The sequence below is a fragment of the Novosphingobium naphthalenivorans NBRC 102051 genome, assembly GCF_001590985.1.
In the GTDB taxonomy this organism is placed as follows: Bacteria; Pseudomonadota; Alphaproteobacteria; order Sphingomonadales; family Sphingomonadaceae; genus Novosphingobium; species Novosphingobium naphthalenivorans.
Window position 1 is genome coordinate 58,540 of sequence record NZ_BCTX01000014.1, and the last position, 16,733, is coordinate 75,272.

At 66.6% G+C, this 16,733-nt stretch carries 16 protein-coding genes; 10 read left to right on the forward strand and 6 right to left on the reverse strand.

All coding sequences use genetic code 11. The features are described 5' to 3' along the window. The first annotated feature begins 283 nt into the window (after positions 1-283). Together NN5_RS06765 and NN5_RS06770 are read left to right on the forward strand one after the other, a co-directional pair. Positions 284-694 carry an acyl-CoA thioesterase gene (locus tag NN5_RS06765; protein WP_157081044.1) on the forward strand — a complete coding sequence of 137 codons (411 nt, stop codon included), beginning with the start codon at positions 284-286 and terminating at the stop codon, positions 692-694. 80 nt (positions 695-774) lie between these two features. Next, a complete protein-coding gene (locus NN5_RS06770; RefSeq protein WP_067733246.1) occupies positions 775-1,707 on the forward strand; it encodes an MBL fold metallo-hydrolase in 933 nt (310 codons plus the stop codon). Between the two features lie 39 nt (positions 1,708-1,746). On the opposite strand, the gene NN5_RS06775 is transcribed toward NN5_RS06770, so the two are convergent. Further along, the gene (locus tag NN5_RS06775; protein WP_245656297.1) at positions 1,747-2,643 is read right to left on the reverse strand and encodes a GGDEF domain-containing protein; all 897 of its coding nucleotides are present in this window, start codon (positions 2,641-2,643) and stop codon (positions 1,747-1,749) included. Between the two features lie 404 nt (positions 2,644-3,047). Here NN5_RS06775 and NN5_RS06780 point away from each other — a divergent pair, with 404 nt between their 5' ends. Beyond that, complete coding sequence (locus tag NN5_RS06780; protein WP_067733250.1) at positions 3,048-3,503, forward strand: VOC family protein; 456 nt, start codon at positions 3,048-3,050, stop codon at positions 3,501-3,503. Positions 3,504-3,605: 102 nt separating this feature from the next. Here the strand turns inward: NN5_RS06780 and NN5_RS06785 are convergent, their stop codons facing one another. After that, the gene (locus NN5_RS06785) at positions 3,606-4,286 is read right to left on the reverse strand and encodes a helix-turn-helix domain-containing protein (protein WP_067733252.1); all 681 of its coding nucleotides are present in this window, start codon (positions 4,284-4,286) and stop codon (positions 3,606-3,608) included. Between the two features lie 174 nt (positions 4,287-4,460). On the opposite strand from NN5_RS06785, the gene cobA reads away from it, so the two are divergent. From cobA to NN5_RS06815, 6 genes are all read left to right on the forward strand, one after another. After that, positions 4,461-5,264 carry a uroporphyrinogen-III C-methyltransferase gene (cobA, locus tag NN5_RS06790; protein WP_067733254.1) on the forward strand — a complete coding sequence of 268 codons (804 nt, stop codon included), beginning with the start codon at positions 4,461-4,463 and terminating at the stop codon, positions 5,262-5,264. Next, positions 5,261-5,569 (forward strand): DUF2849 domain-containing protein, encoded by a 309-nt coding sequence (locus NN5_RS06795; protein WP_067733255.1) that lies wholly within the window; start codon positions 5,261-5,263, stop codon positions 5,567-5,569. Before cobA ends, NN5_RS06795 begins: the two co-directional genes overlap by 4 nt. After that, a complete protein-coding gene (locus tag NN5_RS06800; RefSeq protein WP_067733257.1) occupies positions 5,569-7,203 on the forward strand; it encodes a nitrite/sulfite reductase in 1,635 nt (544 codons plus the stop codon). The genes NN5_RS06795 and NN5_RS06800 overlap by 1 nt, the downstream gene beginning before the upstream one ends. A 116-nt stretch (positions 7,204-7,319) precedes the next feature. Continuing rightward, positions 7,320-7,751, forward strand: a complete 432-nt coding sequence (locus NN5_RS06805) for a DUF934 domain-containing protein (RefSeq protein WP_067733282.1) — start codon at positions 7,320-7,322, stop codon at positions 7,749-7,751. A 136-nt stretch (positions 7,752-7,887) separates the two neighbouring features. After that, positions 7,888-8,685 (forward strand): phosphoadenylyl-sulfate reductase, encoded by a 798-nt coding sequence (locus NN5_RS06810; protein WP_067733259.1) that lies wholly within the window; start codon positions 7,888-7,890, stop codon positions 8,683-8,685. Between the two features lie 186 nt (positions 8,686-8,871). Beyond that, positions 8,872-10,092 carry an MFS transporter gene (locus tag NN5_RS06815; protein WP_067733262.1) on the forward strand — a complete coding sequence of 407 codons (1,221 nt, stop codon included), beginning with the start codon at positions 8,872-8,874 and terminating at the stop codon, positions 10,090-10,092. Here the strand turns inward: NN5_RS06815 and NN5_RS06820 are convergent. The 3 genes from NN5_RS06820 to putA form a co-directional block, all read right to left on the reverse strand. After that, on the reverse strand, positions 10,089-10,916 hold the full coding sequence (locus NN5_RS06820) for a hypothetical protein (protein ID WP_067733266.1): 828 nt from the start codon (positions 10,914-10,916) through the stop codon (positions 10,089-10,091). The two genes, NN5_RS06815 and NN5_RS06820, sit on opposite strands and share 4 nt — an antisense overlap. Next, positions 10,913-12,031 carry a GNAT family N-acetyltransferase gene (locus NN5_RS06825; RefSeq protein ID WP_067733268.1) on the reverse strand — a complete coding sequence of 373 codons (1,119 nt, stop codon included), beginning with the start codon at positions 12,029-12,031 and terminating at the stop codon, positions 10,913-10,915. Before NN5_RS06825 ends, NN5_RS06820 begins: the two co-directional genes overlap by 4 nt. Before the next feature lie 78 nt (positions 12,032-12,109). Next, entirely contained in the window at positions 12,110-15,706 is a 3,597-nt protein-coding gene (putA, locus tag NN5_RS06830; protein ID WP_067733269.1) for a trifunctional transcriptional regulator/proline dehydrogenase/L-glutamate gamma-semialdehyde dehydrogenase, read from the reverse strand. A gap of 99 nt (positions 15,707-15,805) precedes the next feature. Here putA and NN5_RS06835 point away from each other — a divergent pair, with 99 nt between their 5' ends. Then, positions 15,806-16,276 (forward strand): Lrp/AsnC family transcriptional regulator, encoded by a 471-nt coding sequence (locus tag NN5_RS06835; protein WP_067733270.1) that lies wholly within the window; start codon positions 15,806-15,808, stop codon positions 16,274-16,276. Positions 16,277-16,325: 49 nt separating this feature from the next. Here NN5_RS06835 and NN5_RS06840 read toward each other — a convergent pair. Next, on the reverse strand, positions 16,326-16,733 hold a 408-nt coding region (locus tag NN5_RS06840), incomplete at its 5' end, for a flotillin domain-containing protein (RefSeq protein WP_281190404.1).

The window sequence follows — 16,733 nt, forward strand, 5'->3', positions numbered from 1 at the left end:
AGGCACCGGTCGATGGGTATCCGGGATACCGCCTCCGGTCCAAAGGAGGGGGCGGGTTGCCAGAGACGCAAATGAACCGCCCCGGTCCGGACGCTGTTTGCACGGCCGCGACTTGCAATCGTGCCCCGGCCCACAACGCCGGCCCGAAACACCGCTAGCCTTGCGCAGAGGTTTGCGGATGGCAAAACTCATAACCTATATGGTTACTTTTGTCAAGGTGCGGGCGAAATTGCCAGGCACAGGCGGCTATCTCCCGGCCCGCGAAAGTGCTATTGACGTATACGTGAACCACGCGATTCCCCACCGCTTTCCGATCGGCATCGATCCCGGCGACATCGACTTCATGGGTCATGTCAACAATGCCAGCTACCTGAAATGGGTACAGGAAGCCGTGCTCGACCACTGGCGCGCGCTGGCCCCGTCCGATGCGATCGCCAAGCACCTCTGGGTCGCGCTCAAGCACGAGATCACGTACCGCAAGCCCGCCTTTCTGGAAGACGACGTGATCGCCACGGTCCTCGTCGAAAAGGTGCAGGGCGCGCGGGCCTTCTACGAAACCGTGATCCGCCGCGGCGAGGAAGTGCTGGCCGAAGTCAAGTCGAGCTGGTGCTGCGTCGACGCCACGACCATGCGCCCGGCCCGCATCGCCCGCGACGTGATCCAGCGGTTCTTCCCCGCGGATGAGAGCGAATAGACCGGGCTCTCGACGCGCGCTGTGCCGTAAACAGGAAATGCGGGGTTTGCGCAGCGCAGCATAATGCATAGGCTGGCGTCATGCAGCCAGTCCCTCACGCCGCCCGCCGCTTCGCTCCTCTTTACCGCCTGCTGCTGCCGGCCGGTGCCGCGTTCCTGCTGACCGCTGCCGCTCCTCCGCCCGAGCCCCCGCACTTCACGCACTGGATCGACGGAACGACCGGAAGCGAGCCCGAGACGCAAGTGCAGAGGATCGATGCCGATACTTTCGTCATCCGCCAATCGGTCGAGACCAATTTCGAAGCCCCGTTCCTGTACCTGCTGTTCGGACGGGACCGCGCGCTCCTGCTCGATACCGGCGCCGGAGGGCTCAAGATCCGTCCCACTGTCGACCGGTTGATCGACGCATGGCGGGCCCGTCACGGCGGCCGCCCGATCCGGCTCGTCGTGGCCCACTCCCACAGCCATGGCGATCATCACGCCGGGGACAGTGAATTTCATGACCGGCCCGACACCGATGTGGTCGGCCTCGCGCCGGAGCAGGTCGCGGCCTTCTTCGGCATTGCGGACTGGCCGCAGGATACCGGCCACCTCGATCTCGGCGGGCGCGTGCTCGACATCATCCCCACGCCCGGTCACGAACCGGCGCATGTCATGGTCTATGATGCCCGCACGCAACTGCTGTTTTCGGGCGACATGCTCTATCCGGGAAGGCTCTATGTGTCGCTGGACAAGTTCGGCGATTTCCGGGCGAGCGCCGCGCGGCTGGCGGCCTTCGCCAGGACCCATCCGATCCGCGCGCTGCTCGGCGCGCATATCGAGATGACGACGACACCGGGGCAGGACTATCCGATGCGGGCCGCGACGCATCCCTCGGAGCATCCCCTGCCCCTCCCGCCTTCGGTGATAGCCGAGCTTCACCAAGCCGTGGAGAATGCGGGGCCAGCCCCGGAGATAGACCGCCACGCGGACTTCATCGTCTATCCGCTGCCGCCCAGGCCGAAGGCGGACTGAGCCTGACCCCAGGCATCGGTGCCTGTGGGGATTCAGGCCCTAGTGCCGCACCTTCTGCAGCGCTTTTTCCAGCTCCAGCCGGTTGCGCCCCTTGGCCTTGGCGACGAACAGCGCCATTTCCGCGCGCTCGATCGTGGAATCGAGGCTGTCCCCGATCCGCGCGACGCTGGCGCTGGCGGTAATGGCAAAGCGGCTTTCGCCCACTTTCTGGCGCAGTTCGGCCAGCGTGGCGATCACGCGGCTGCAGATCGCCTCGGCCTGGTCGGGCGTGGCGCGCGGCAGCAGCACGGCGAAACGCTCCGAGCCGATGCGCGAGATGATATCCTCGGCCCGCAGCATCTCGCGCAGGAGATTGGCGAAGACCACCAGCACGTCGTCTCCGGTGCTCTGGCCGTACTGCATGTTAATGGTGCGGAAGAAGTCGATGCTGAACAGTGCCAGACAGCCGTCCATGCCCTTGTCGACCATATGTTCGAGCATCGAGACGAAGGCGGCGCGGTTGGTCAGCTTGGTCAGCGGATCGGTGTACGTGGCCGCGAAAAGCTGCTGCTCCAGCCGCCGCCGCTCGTCGACATTGCGCAGGATGCTGAGCGCGCCATAGGGCTCGCCGCTTTCGTTCGTCAGCGCCCGCGTCTGGATCTCGAACCAGCGCTGCCGCTGGTCGGTGGTAACGGCCGGAAATTCCACCCGGTGCCCCGGCCCGGTGCCGGCCAGCGCATCGCTATAGGCGCGCCGCACTTCGTCCCGCGATTCGGGTGCAACCAGATCGAGAAGGCTTTGTGGCGTTTGCGTTCCCGCCATCCGGAACCCCACCTGATCGAGCGCCGGCGAGGCGTGGAGGATGCAACCGCCCAGATCGGTCTTGAGGATGACGTCCGACGAACTTTCCGCCAACAGCCCGTAAAGAGCTGAACTGTCCTGAACTGTAAAATTCATGTCCATTTCGGCGACGCCCCGAACTCAAGAAATCGACAAAAGCCAGAACAACTGAACACCCTTATGGAATTCAATCACACCAGCTCACGCCAACAATCGAGATAAGGCGCGTTATGCTTGTTATATAACAGCCTTATACTTTATGATTGTTATTCATATATTTACCATCGACCAGGAGATTCGGAAAGTCCGAAATTCGCCACAGCTCGGCTTATCCCCACCGCAAGTTTCGAAGCGCGTTCAACTGCACCGGAAAGGGGCAGCAGGGCGGAGGCCGCTTTACGAATCCACGAATACGGACGTGCATATTGCCCTGGCGGCGCCTCCCGCCGAAAAGGCGCAAACGGACTTCCGCATGTTCGCGCCCGAAGTACAAAGTCCAAAATGCAAGGAGAGAGGATCTTATGGCCGTTAAGGGAGTGAACCGCATCATGATCGCCGTGCGCGATCTGGAAGCGGCCAAGACAAAATACCGCGATCTTCTCGGCGCCACTTTCGTGGATGCGCACTGGACCGGCGAACCCTTCGGCATAGCCGTGTCGATCGCCTGGGACGCCGGGATCGAACTTTGCGCACCGCTTCCCGGCAGGGAGGACAGCAGCGCGGTATCCGGCTTTCTCGCGGCCCGGGGAGAAGGCGTGATGAACGTGTTCTTCAACGTCACCGACGGGGAGGCCGCGATGGAACGTGCCATCCAGCACGGCTATGCCAGCGTACACTCTCTCGACTATACGCAGGCCGAGATCGACCAGCATCTGGGCGGGCTGTTCCAGCGGTATCAGGAACACAACCTCGACACGAGCGAGCGCTGCGGCTTCGCAGTCAGCCTCGCCCGGATCGAAGCCAAGCAGGATGCCTAGTCATCCGACGAGGAAGTTTACCTCACGGCTCCACGGCATCCCCGCGGGGGGCGACGAATTAAGAGGGGAACTTCGCTTCCACCACTCCAGGGTCGATCGGCCCTAGAGCTCGATCATGATCCTGATCTTGTCGGGCGTCGTCTCGACGGCGGCGGCGATCTGGTCGCGGCAGCGGGCGATGAGGTCCGGAAGTCCGGGCACCGTGCGGCTGGGACGAAGCTCCGCGCTCGTCACGCCGAGCGCTTCGGCAATGGCGTCGAGCCGGTCCTCGATCGGACGAGCGCGCCCCTGCTCCCAGGCCCAGACCGTCGGCTTGCTGACGCCCAGGCGGTTCGCCAGTTCGCCCTGGGTATAGCCGCGCAGCTTGCGCAGCCGGTGCAGGCGTTCGCCGAAACTTTCCCCGCCGATCGCCGCCGGACCGGCCGGCGCCGGAGACGGGCCGATCCCGGCCTCGTTCTGCGCCGCACTGCGCAATTGCGCGGCACTCAGCGCGGCAGGCGTAAGCGGAACGTCGAACGCGCAGCCGTAGAGCGAGCCGCTCGCCCAGGCAACACGCGCGCGGGCCTGCCCGGCTTCGGGCAGATCGAGCGCGATGGCCTCGCCGATTTCCAGATCGGCGGCGGTTTCGAGCAGCAGCCCGGTCTCGGACACGTTGTGGACCTGCACTGGCGCGGCCTGCCCGGTTTCAAGCGCGCCCTGCGTCTCAAACTGCAGACGGCGCCGCAATGCGCGGGACTGCCCTTCGGCAGGCGGAATTTCTTCGAAATGGGCCGAAATCGACATCGCGCTGCCTCCCAGGGAGCGCCGATGGTCGTCTTCCCGAGTTAATATTTGGTTAGCGAACGGGTTAGCTCCGCCTCTCCCAAGGGATTGACATTGCTGGGGGTAAAGCTCGCCTTATCCACCCCAAAGCCATTCTGGCTGGTGCCTCCGGGCGATCGCGGCCATTTGCCCGGCATGGAAGCGAATCCTCTCTCCTCAGGCCCTCAGGCCGCTCCGGGCACGGTCCACCTTGTCGGCGCGGGCCCCGGCGACCCGGATCTTCTGACCCTGCGCGGGGCGCGGCTGCTGATGAATGCCCGGCTGATCGTGCATGATGGCCTCGTCGATCCGGCGATCCTCGCCATGGCACGCCCCGGCGCGCGCATGATCTCGGTCGCCAAGAGCCGCTCGCGCCACACCATGAAGCAGGAGGCGATCAACGCGCTGCTGGTCAAGGAAGCGCTCGCCGGAAACGACGTCGTGCGCCTCAAGGGCGGCGATCCCTTCGTGTTCGGCCGCGGCGGCGAAGAGGCCGAGGCCTGCCGCGCCGCCGGTGTGCCGGTGGACGTGGTGCCGGGCATCTCGTCCGCGCTGGGCGCCTCCGCCGCCGCGCGGATCCCGCTGACCCACCGCGACCATGCCTCGATCGTCTCGTTCGTCGCCGGTCAGTGCAAGGGGCTGAGCGATCAGGACTGGTCCGGCCTTGCCGGCAAGGGCCGCACGCTCGTGATCTTCATGGGATTGGCGACGGCCGCGCAGATTTCCGAAAAGCTGATCGCGGACGGCCTTGCCCCCGACGTTCCCGTCGCGGTGATCGAGAATGCCACACGCCGCGAAATGCGCGTGCTGCGCGCGCCGCTGGCCGGCCTTGCCGATCTCGTCGAGGCCGAGAAGGTGAAGAGCCCGGCGCTGATCGTGATCGGCCATGTCGCCGCGGAACCCGACAACATCATACGCGAAACGGCGCTGAAAACCGGCGCGCTGGAGGCAATACAGTGAAGATTCTGACCGGCAACGACCTCAAGACCGGAGCGGTCACATGGTGGACCGGCGTGGGCTGGTCGCTCGACGTCAACGACGCCGCCGATGTCGGTGAGGATGGCGCGAAGATCATCGCCCGCGAGGAAGGCGTGCAGAACGTCTTCGCCGCCTATGTCATCGATGGCGAGAAGACTGCGGCCAAGGACGGATGGACCGTGCGCCCTGCCCATATCAAGGACCGCATCCGCGCTCTGGGCCCCACCGTGCGCCCCGACCTGACGCTCAAGCCGTCCGACCCCGAAGCCGTGAACTGGGTGATCTGATGTACAAGTACGATTCCTATGACCAGCAGATGGTCGATACCCGCGTCGCGGAATTCCGCGATCAGGTCCGCCGCCGCCTCTCGGGCGAACTGACCGAAGAGCAGTTCCGCCCGCTGCGCCTGCAGAACGGCCTCTACCTGCAACTGCACGCCTACATGCTGCGCGTCGCAGTGCCCTATGGCACGCTGAACTCGGCGCAGATGACTGTGCTGGGCGACATCGCGGACAAGTATGACCGCGGCTACGGCCACTTCACCACGCGCCAGAACATCCAGTACAACTGGATCAAGCTGGAGGACACGCCCGACATCCTCGCCGATCTGGCGAAGGTGGAAATGCACGCGATCCAGACCAGCGGCAATTGCATCCGCAACATCAGCTCGGACCAGTATGCCGGTGCCGCCGCCGACGAAGTGGTGGACCCGCGCCCCTATGCCGAACTGCTGCGCCAGTGGTCGAGCTTCCACCCCGAATTCCTGACGCTGCCGCGCAAGTTCAAGATCGCCGTCATCGCCAGCGAGACCGACCGCGCGGCGATGCGCCTGCACGACATCGGCATCAAGATGGTCAGGAATCCCGCCGGTGAGATCGGTGCGCAGTTCTACGCTGGCGGCGGCATGGGCCGCACGCCGATGATCGGCCCGATGATCCGGGAGTTCGTGCCCCTCGACCAGCTCATCACGTACTCCGAAGCGTGCCTGCGCGTGTACAACCGCTATGGCCGCCGCGACAACAAGTACAAGGCGCGCATCAAGATCCTCGTCCACGAGCTGGGCAAGGACGAATATACGCGCCAAGTCGAGGAAGAGTTCGCGCACTTGCTTGGTCAGGGCATCGAGCCGCCGCTCGCCGAGCTGGAGCGGATCAAGCAGTACTTCGTCGATCCGGCGTTCGAAGCCGGTGCCTCGGACGAGCTGGACCTCAGCGATCCCGATTTCCGCCTCTGGGTGGAGCGCAACACGCACGCCCACAAGCAGGCCGGTTACGTCATCGCCAATGTCAGCCTCAAGCCCGTCGGCGGCATTCCGGGTGATGCCAGCGCGGACCAGATCCGCCTGATGGCCCAGCTTGCCAAGGACTACAGCTTCGACGAACTGCGCGTGACCCACGCCCAGAACATCGTCTTCCCGCACGTGAAGAAGGCAGACCTCTACACGCTGTGGAAGGCGCTCGACGAAGCGGGCCTGGGCATCGCCAACCTCGATACGCTGGGCGACATCATCGCCTGCCCCGGCCTCGACTACTGCAGCCTCGCCAATGCGCGTTCGATCCCGGTGGCGCAGAAGATTTCGGAGCGTTTCGGCAGCGCGGAAAAGCAGGCCGAGATCGGCGAGCTGAAGCTCAAGATCTCCGGCTGCATCAACGCTTGCGGCCACCACCACGCGGGCCACATCGGCATTCTCGGCGTCGACAAGAAGGGGGTGGAGAACTACCAGCTTCTGCTTGGCGGCTGCGAGGGTGCGGATACCTCTCTCGGCAAGATCACCGGCCCCGGCTTCGACGAGAACGGCATTGTCGATGCCGTCGAGAAGGCCACCGAAGTCTATCTTTCCAACAAGCAGGATGGCGAGCGCTTCCTCGACACCTACCGCCGTATCGGCATGGATCCGTTCAAGGAGGCTATCTATGGTTGATAGGTCACGCCAGGCATCCTTCGACAAGCTCAGGATGAGCGGGTCCCGGAAATTTAACAAGAAGTCCGCTCGTGCTGAGCTTGTCGAAGCACCGCAAACCGCCGGTGAGGTTTTCCATGGTTGATGTACAATTCCGGTTCCGTGACGACGAGGCGGTCAACGATTCCGCCGTCACCGTGGATGCCTTCACCGAGCAGACCAACGCCACCGCGGTGCGGATCGAGCCGGGCGACGATGCCCGCGCGCTCCTGCCCTTCCTCGACCGTCTGCGCCTGATCGAAGTGAACTTCCCGGCCTGGACCGACGGGCGCGGCTATTCCTCCGCGCGCGTCCTGCGCGAGGCAGGCTTCACCGGCGAGATCCGCGCGGTGGGCGATGTCGTGATCGACATGCTGAGCCACCTCAAGCGCTGCGGCTTCGACGCCTTCGCGCCCGACAAGCCGCTCAACCCCGCCGACGCGCAGGCCGCGTTCGAGCGCTGGGACAATGTCTATCAGGCGACGGCCGACGGCCGCCAGCCCATCTGGGCGCTGCGGCACCAGAGCTGAGCATGGCAACACTCCATCGTCATTGCGAGCGCAGCGAAGCAATCCAGGACAGCGCAAACCGTCCCTGGATTGCCGCGCGGCCTGCGGCCGCTCGCAATGACGAGGATTTCGGAGGAAACTCCCAAGGATTACCGAAATGACCGACGCCACCCGCATCCGCGATCGCATCGACACCGGCCCGCGCTTCAGCGAGGCCGATGCCGTGCGCCTCAACCGCCTGTTCCGCGGCGCCGACACGCTCGAAATGCTCGAGACGATGCTCAAGGAACGCATGGCGGGAGATGTGGGTATCGTCTCCAGTTTCGGTGCGGAAAGCGCGGTGCTGCTGCACCTTGTCAGCCGTGTCGATCCCACGGTGCCGGTGCTGTTCCTCGATACCGGCAAGCATTTCCCCGAAACGCTGGCTTATCGCGACCATCTGGTGGAGCGGCTGGGCCTGAGGGACCTGCGCAACCTGACGCCCGATACCGAAGAACTCGCGAAGAAAGACGAAAGCGGGCTGCGCTGGTCCTATGATCCCGACGGCTGCTGCGAGATCCGCAAGGTCAAGCCGCTGGCCAAGGCGCTGCTCGGGCTCGATGCCTCGATCACCGGGCGCAAGGCCTTCCAGGCCTCGACCCGCGCCACCCTGCCCCGCTTCGAGATCGACACCACCGACGAACAGGGGCGGCTGAAGATCAACCCGCTGATCGACTGGTCCGCCGAACGTCTGGCCGCCTATATCGCGGAACACGACCTGCCCCCGCACCCGCTGGTGGCCGAAGGCTATCCCTCGATCGGCTGTATGCCCTGCACCAGCAAGGTCGCGCCGGGCGAAGACCCCCGCTCGGGCCGCTGGAAGGGCTGGGACAAGACCGAGTGCGGCATTCACGTGGCGCACCACACGGCCGACCACACCGAGCAGGTCGCTCCCGACTTCGATCCGGGGCTCTGACGGGCACCACAACCTTGCGGCCCGAACATGCCCGGGTGCGGGGCAGCAATCGCCGCTGCCTCCCCCGCGTTACTCCGGCACTTGCAGCATAGTCGCCCGCACGTGCAATAAACGCACAGCTCACCCCCTTCCCAAGCCGGCCCGCACACTGCAAAATTCCGTCCCCCCAGATTTCTGCAGCATGTCATGACCGTTAGACCGCCCGAGCGCCCCGCGTCCGGCCACCCCACCCTTATCATCCTCGCCCTCGCCATGGGTGCATTCGCGATCGGCACGACGGAATTCGCGGCGATGAGCCTCGTGCCCTATTTCGCCCGCGATCTGGGCTTGAGCGAGCCGCAGGCGGGCCATGCCATCAGCGCCTATGCGCTGGGCGTCGTGGTCGGGGCGCCGACGATCGCGGTGCTGGGCGCGCGGCTGGCCCGGCGCACGCTGCTGATCGGGCTGATGGGTATGTTCGCTTTTGCCAACGGATTGAGCGCGACGGCGTCCAGCTATCCCTCCTTGCTGCTGTTCCGCTTTCTGAGCGGCCTGCCCCATGGCGCCTACTTCGGTGTCGCCGCTCTGGTCGCGGCTTCGCTGGTTCCCGCCAATGCCCGCGCGCAATCGGTGGCGAAAGTCATGACCGGCCTGACGATCGCGACGATCATCGGCGTCCCCGCCGCCAACTGGCTGGGGCAGATCATCGGCTGGCGCAGCGGCTTTGGCATCGTCGCCGGGTTGGCCCTGGTGACCATGGTGCTTGTCACGCTGTTCGCCCCCCGCGACCATGGCGGCCCGCGATCCAGCCCACTGCGCGAACTGGACGCCCTGCGCCGCCCGCAAGTCCTGCTGACCCTGCTGACCGGCGCCATCGGTTTCGGCGGGCTGTTCTGCGTGTACACGTATGTCGCCTCGACCATGATCGAGGTGACCAAGGTACGCGAAGCGCTCGTGCCGCTGGTGCTCGCCGTGTTCGGCGTGGGCATGACGGTGGGCAACCTGTTCTGGGCCTGGCTGGCCGATCGCCGGCTCAATCACGCCGCGATCGGCGCCTTCGTCTGGAGCGCGGTCGCTCTCGGCCTGTTCCCGCTGGTGGCTGGCAATATCTGGCTGCTGACTTTCGACATCCTGCTGATCGGGTTCGGCGGCGGGCTCGGCACGATCCTCCAGACCCGGCTGATGGACGTCGCGGGCGAAGCGCAGGCGCTGGCGGCTGCGGCCCATCACAGCGCGTTCAACGTCGCCAATGCGCTGGGTCCATGGCTGGGCGGGCTCGCGATCGGGGCCGGCTACAGCTTGCGGATGACCGGCTGGATAGGCGTCGGGCTGTCGCTGGGCGGACTGGCCGTGTTCCTGCTGACGCTCGCGCTGCACCGGCGGCAAGAGCGGCGGGTGCCCGACGGCTGCTGCCCCGCGCCGGTCTAACCCAGCCTGTCCTTCAGCCACCACAAGGGCAAATAGGGCCGCTCCAGCAGCTTCTCGGCCGCATAGGGCCACCAGCCGGGACCGAACGGCAGGAACACGCGCACCGGCACGCCCAAGCCGTTCGCGATGCGGCGGGTGCGACGGCTGGGGAGGCCGCGCAACTGCTCCAGTTCGCAGGGCGTTCCCGCCTGCTGCAGGATCGGCAGGGCCTGCGCGGCCAGCGGCGGATGATGCGTGGCGACGGCCACCGGTGCCTTGCGCCCGGCCAGAATGCGCACGAGATCCAGATATCCCGCTTCGATATCCGGCACGTCGCCGCCGGGATCGGCCCATTCGCCCTTGACCAGACGGATGCGCACCGGCGTATCGCGCAGCCGCCGGGCATCGCCGGCGCTGCGCTGCCAGCGCGCGGGGAGCACCACGCCGACCGAAGGGAATTCCCCCGCCATCCATTCAACGAGATCGAGCGTCTGTTCCGCCTGCACTTGCGTGAGCGCGTCGAACACTACGGTCATCCCCGCCGCGCTGGCAGGACCGGCGACCGCCCGCAGATTATCCTTGTCGAAGTAGAGCGGCGGCGCCTTGATCGAAAGGCAGGTGCCCTGCCCCTCTCCCGCCAGTTCGGCGGAGAGTTTCGCGCAGGCCTCTACGATGCCCGCGGCAACGCCGTTCCACGCCGGAAAATAGCTCAACGTCACGGCGTTTCCGCCACGCTTCAGCGCGCGGCAGGCGCGGGCCGCGTCCGCTGCGTCCGGTGCCGGGACCAGCGCCTCCACCGTGCGCGAGTAGATCTGCACGAGCCGGGTCGAAAGGCCTACGCTCACAATGCTCTCCGGGGAAACGGGCGATGGTGCCAGGCCCAGACGATGCCTTCCGCCAGCAGAACCGCGAGCCCCCGCAAGTTGAACGGATACGTCTGCAGGCGAACGCAGGGGATGGCATCCTGCGTCCACGCCTCGGTGATCCAGTCTTCGACCTCGCCGAGCAGTTCGATGCCGCCCAGCCCCTGCTTCATGGCATCGGCCATGGCGAACAGCATCAGCAGGTTGCCCGGCGAACAGCGCGCGTAATCGCCATCGAAACCGATCTTGAACAGCCAGTAGCGGCCCTGGAACACCACCGCGAGATGCATGGCGACGGCCCGCCCGCCGATGCGCATGAAGGCGATGCGGCACGCGCCGTCCCGGCTCATGCGATGGAGAAAATCGCGGAAGAACGCCCCTTTGACGGCCTCGCAGCCCAGCGCCGATCCGCTCTCGCCCTTCCAGCCGCGCTGCTCCACGGCCACTGCCTCGTCGAACAGGCCGCCAAACGCCTCGGGAGACGGGGCGTGCATTTCAAACGAAACCTCGCCCATCGCCTCGGCGCGGCGGCGGGCGCGGCGGAAATCGGAGCGGCGGCCGGAATTGAAGCGTTGCTCGGGCTCCGTCTCGCCCGGTTCGAAGACGATCCGGGGACAGGCCGTGGCCGGACGCGTGACCACCAGCCCCTTGCCCTTCATCGCCGCGGCAAGCGCGGGAACGAGCGGCGAGGCGGCGGGAATGCGGTCCAGCCGCAGCGGGCGCCACAGGCGCGATAATCTTCCCGCCAGTTGTGCGGCGGCGGCCGGAGAGGCGCACAGCGCATCGACCGGCTCATAGACCTGCCGCACCCCGGCCGCATGCCAGCGGGTCAGAAGGCCGCGGCGGCGGCAGAGCGGCAGGATCGCGGCCACACCGTCGCCGCTGCCGGCCGTCATGATGCTGACGACGAGGCCTTCCATCATCGTTTCGGACAGCGCCGCGTGAAAGGCCAGCGTCTGCGACGGCAGACTCCCCACGGCTTCGAGGCGGCGCCAGCCTTGCGCGACGCGCTCGTCGCACGGCAGGCGGTGCGCGAAAAGCCGCGTGCCCGCCTCCACCGGCGTCTGACGTCCGTCCCAAGCTTGCTCGTGCCGCATGGCCCCTGCCGTTCTCGCACGGCAAAAGGCGCCGCACTGCAGAGCGGGCTACGCGAAAACTGCTTATTCCAAGTTAACTCAGCCGATCGCCATCAGGCTGGCATTGCCCCCGGCCGCCGTCGTGTTGATCGATGTCGAGACTTCTTCGAGCAGCCAGATGCCGTTGGGACCGGGATCGCAATGGACGGGAACGACCGGGCCCGCCAGCGCCGCCACGGCCTCGCAAGCGGCCCGCACGGTTTCCGGACCGCCTTCCACAAGACAGGCGGCAAAGGGCTCATCGCCCTGGGGCCGGAAGCGCGCGGCGACAGCCTCGGGCAACCCGCCGGGCAGGTCCATGCCCCGCACCACGGCGCGATTGCCGGTGGCCAGCACCGCCGCCATCTGCTCCAGCAGCCCCTCGCGGCTCGCCGGGCACAGCAGCACCTGCCCGCGCGGATGAAGCGCATAGAGATTGCGCTCGCCGACCGGGCCGGGAAGCTCGCGTTCCAGCCCGAGAGCCGAAGACGCCCCCAGTTCGCGGGCCCGCCTTGCCGCGGATGCTTCCCCCTGCCCCTCCAGCCAGAGCGCAAAGGCCTCCACCAGCGGCGCACCGTATCCGGCCGGCTGCAGCACCCCCGGCGCCTGCCGGACCAGCCGGCCCAGATAGAGCGGCCCGCCTGCCTTGGGCCCGGTCCCGGACAGCCCGCGCCCGCCGAACGGCTGCACGCCGACGACGGCGCCGATCGTGTTGCGGTTGACATAGAGATTGCCCGCCCGGACGCGCCCGGTCACTTGCGCCACGGTGCCGTCGAGCCGGGTATGCAGCCCGAACGTGAGGCCATAGCCCGTCGCATTGACCGCCTCAATCAGCGCACCGAGATCCTCGCGCCGGTAGCGCACGACATGCAGCACCGGCCCGAAAACCTCGCGCTCCAGTTCGGTGATCGCGCCGATCTCGATCACGGTGGGCGCCACGAACGTGCCCTTGGCGGCCGCCTCTTCCGGAACCTCTCGCTGCGTCACGCGGTGGCCCTTGCTCCGCATCGCCTCGATGTGGCGGATGATGCCGATGCGCGCCTCCACTGTGATGACCGGGCCGATGTCGGTGGAAAGGCGGCCAGGATCGCCCACGCGCAGTTCGGCCAGCGCCCCCTTGAGCATCGCCAGCGTGCGATCGGCAATGTCCTCCTGCAGGCACAGCACGCGCAGCGCCGAACAGCGTTGGCCCGCGCTGTCGAAAGCGGAAGCGAGGACATCGGCCACGACTTGCTCGGCCAGCGCCGAGGAATCGACGATCATCGCGTTCTGACCGCCCGTCTCGGCGATCAGCGGGACCGGGCGCCCCTCCGGCGATACCCGCCCCGCAAGCTCCTGCTGGATCAGCCGGGCAACTTCGGTGGAGCCGGTGAACATCACCGCCGCCACATCCGGCGCGGCCACCAGCGCGGCGCCGACGCGGCCGTCGCCCGGAAGCAGTTGCAGCGCATCGCGGGGCACGCCCGCCTCGTGCAGGATGCGCACCGCCTCGGCGGCGATCAGCGGGGTTTCCTCGGCAGGCTTGGCCAGCACCGGATTGCCCGCGGCCAGCGCCGCCGCGACTTGCCCGGTGAAGATTGCCAGCGGGAAATTCCACGGGCTGATGCAGACGACCGGGCCGAGCGGGACCTGTTCGGGACCGAACGTCTCGTCGATCTGCTGGGCATAGAAGCGCAGGAAGTCGATCGCCTCGCGCACTTCGGCCACGGCATTGGCCGCCGACTTGCCCGCCTCGCGCATGGCGAGCCCCATCAGCGTGCCGATCCGCGCCTGCATGGCATCGGCGGCCCGTTCGAGGATCGCAGCGCGCTCCACTTCCGGAACCTGTCCCCAACTGCTGGCGGCAGCCCGGGCCACGGCATGGGCGGCCGCCTCGACCGGCGCCTCGATGACCGTGCCGACCAGATCGCCCCGGTCCGCCGGATTGCACACCGGCCGCGCCGGGCCATTGCCGCCCTCGGGAGCCGCGTGCCATTCGCGCGCGGCGGACGCGTACAAATCCCGCGACAGCGCGGCCAGCGCCAGCTCGTCAGTCAGATCAATGCCCGCCGAATTGCGGCGCTCTCCGAACAAGTCTCCCGGCAGGGCGATCTGCTCGTGCCGCGCGCCCGGCTGCGGCATGGCGCGCACGGTCTCGACGGGATCGGCGGTCAGTTCCTCCACCGGTACGGCCGGATCGGCAATGCGGTTCACGAACGAGGAATTGGCCCCGTTTTCCAGCAGGCGGCGCACCAGATAGGCCAGCAGCGTCTCATGCGTGCCGACCGGCGCATAGATGCGGCAGGGCCGGTCGAGCTTATGGGCACCGACAACCTGCGAATAGAGCGCCTCACCCATGCCGTGCAGGCACTGGAACTCGTACCGGCCGGCGGAAAAGTCCGGCCCGGCCATGTGATAGATCGTGGCCAGCGTCTGCGCATTGTGCGTGGCGAACTGGGGGAACACCTCGTCCGGCGCGGCCAGCAGCTTGCGGGCGCAGGCGATATAGGCAACGTCGGTATGGACCTTGCGGGTATAGACGGGGAAGTCCGCCAGCCCGTCCACTTGCGCGCGCTTGATCTCGGCATCCCAGTAAGCGCCCTTGACCAGCCGCACCATGATCCGCCGGTTCGCGCGCCGGGCCAGATCGATGATCCAGTCGATCACCATCGGGCAGCGCTTGCCATAGGCCTGGACCACGAAGCCGAGCCCGTCCCAGCCCGCAAGATCGGGATCGAGCGCAAGACTTTCGAGCAGATCGAGCGACAGCTCCAGCCGGTCGGCTTCCTCGGCATCGATGTTGAGGCCGATGCCATAATCGCGCGCCATCGACGCCAGCGCCTTCACGCGCGGCAGCAGCTCGCCCATCACCCGGTCCGCCTGCGCGCGGGCATAGCGCGGGTGCAGCGCGGAAAGCTTGATCGAGATGCCGGGGCCCTGGACCACACCCTTGCCGGCGGCGGCCCGGCCGATCGCCGCGATCGCCTCGACATAGTCGGCGTAATAGCGCTCGGCATCGGCCGCCGTCATCGCCGCCTCACCCAGCATGTCATAGCTGTAGCGGAAGCCCTTCGCTTCCCATTCGCGCGCGCGCCCGAGCGCATCCTCGATCGTCTCGCCGACGACGAACTGTTCGCCCAGCAGGCGCATGGCCAGATCCACACCCTTGCGGATCACCGGCTCGCCAGCGCGCGCGATCAGGCGGGTGAGCGCGGCGGACAGGCCCCTGTCGTCGACACTGCCCACCAGCTTTCCCGTCACGACCAGCCCCCAGGTCGCGGCATTGACGAACAGCGACTTGCCGCCGCCGAGATGGCCGCTCCAGTTGCCCCCGGCGATCTTGTCGCGGATCAGCGCATCGCGCGTGGCGGCATCTGGAATGCGCAGCAGCGCCTCTGCCAGACACATCAGCGCGACGCCTTCCTGGCTGGAAAGCGCGTATTCCTGCACCAGTGCTTCGACGCCGCGGCCCTTGCTCTGTGCACGCAGGGCCGTGACCAGCTTCGCCGCCGTCTCGCGGATCGCCGCGCGCATGGCGCCGGGCAGGCTCGCCGCTTCCAGCAAGGGCGCAAGACACGCCGCCTCGTCGCGGCGGCGCGCCTCGGCAATGGCCTGGCGCAGGGGCGAAAAGTCCCGGATGGCGGGGGCGAAAGCGGCAAAGGGCGGCATGACGGTCATGCCCCGCAATTTACACAACCCGGAATTGGCAATCTGCCTTTTCAGAGGCATAATACCTTTCGAACTGACCTAATTTTCAGCCATTTTTGGACGTTTTTCATGGATATGGGCAGGATACCAGTCGATCTGGACGAGATGGACCGCAAGATCATCGCCATTCTGCGCGAAGACGGCCGGATCACCGTCACCGATCTCGCCGAGCGCGCGGGCATGTCGAAAACGCCCTGCCAGACGCGGATGCGCAAGCTGATCGACAGCGGGGTGATCCGGGGCTTTCGCGCCGTTGTCGATCCGGCGAGCCTCGGGCTGGACCATGTCGCTTTCGTCGAAGTCAGCCTCTCCGACACACGCGAGGCGGCGCTGAGGGACTTCAACAGCGCGGTGCGCCGCATTCCCGAAGTCGAGGAATGCCACATGCTGGCGGCCAACTTCGACTATCTCCTCAAGGTCCGCACCGCTGACATCCGCCGCTACCGCGCCGTACTGGGCGAGAAGATCTCCAGCCTGCCGCACGTGGCCAGCACCTCCACTTTCGTGGCGATGGAGACAGTGAAGGACGCCAGCAGCTAAGATAGGGAAAAGCCCGGGAGATCATCTCTCCCGGGCTTCCCTTTTGGCCTCAGTTCACCGTCTGGGGACGATAGACATCATCCCCCGGTGCATCTTCGGCGGCGGCTTCCGGAGCTTCCGGCTCCACCGCGCCCCTGACCATCGTGGCCAGCGAAGCGCCGTCGAGCCCCAGTTCCTTCATCAGCCCGTCGATCACCGGCGCCTGCGCGCGGTAGGCGAGCGCGGCGCTGACCGCATCGTTGGCCAGATTGCCCGAGCCTCCAATCGGAGCCCCCGAACCGGCCGAAGCGCCGCCCTTTTGCGTGAGGCCATCGACCTGCACGATCTTGATCGAATCGATCGCTTCCATCGGCCGCACGCTCTCGCGCACGATCTCCGGCAGGACTTTCAGCAGCGCCATCTTCATGTTCAGCGACACCTGATCCGAAGACAGGATGTTCGCCGCTTCATTGATGGC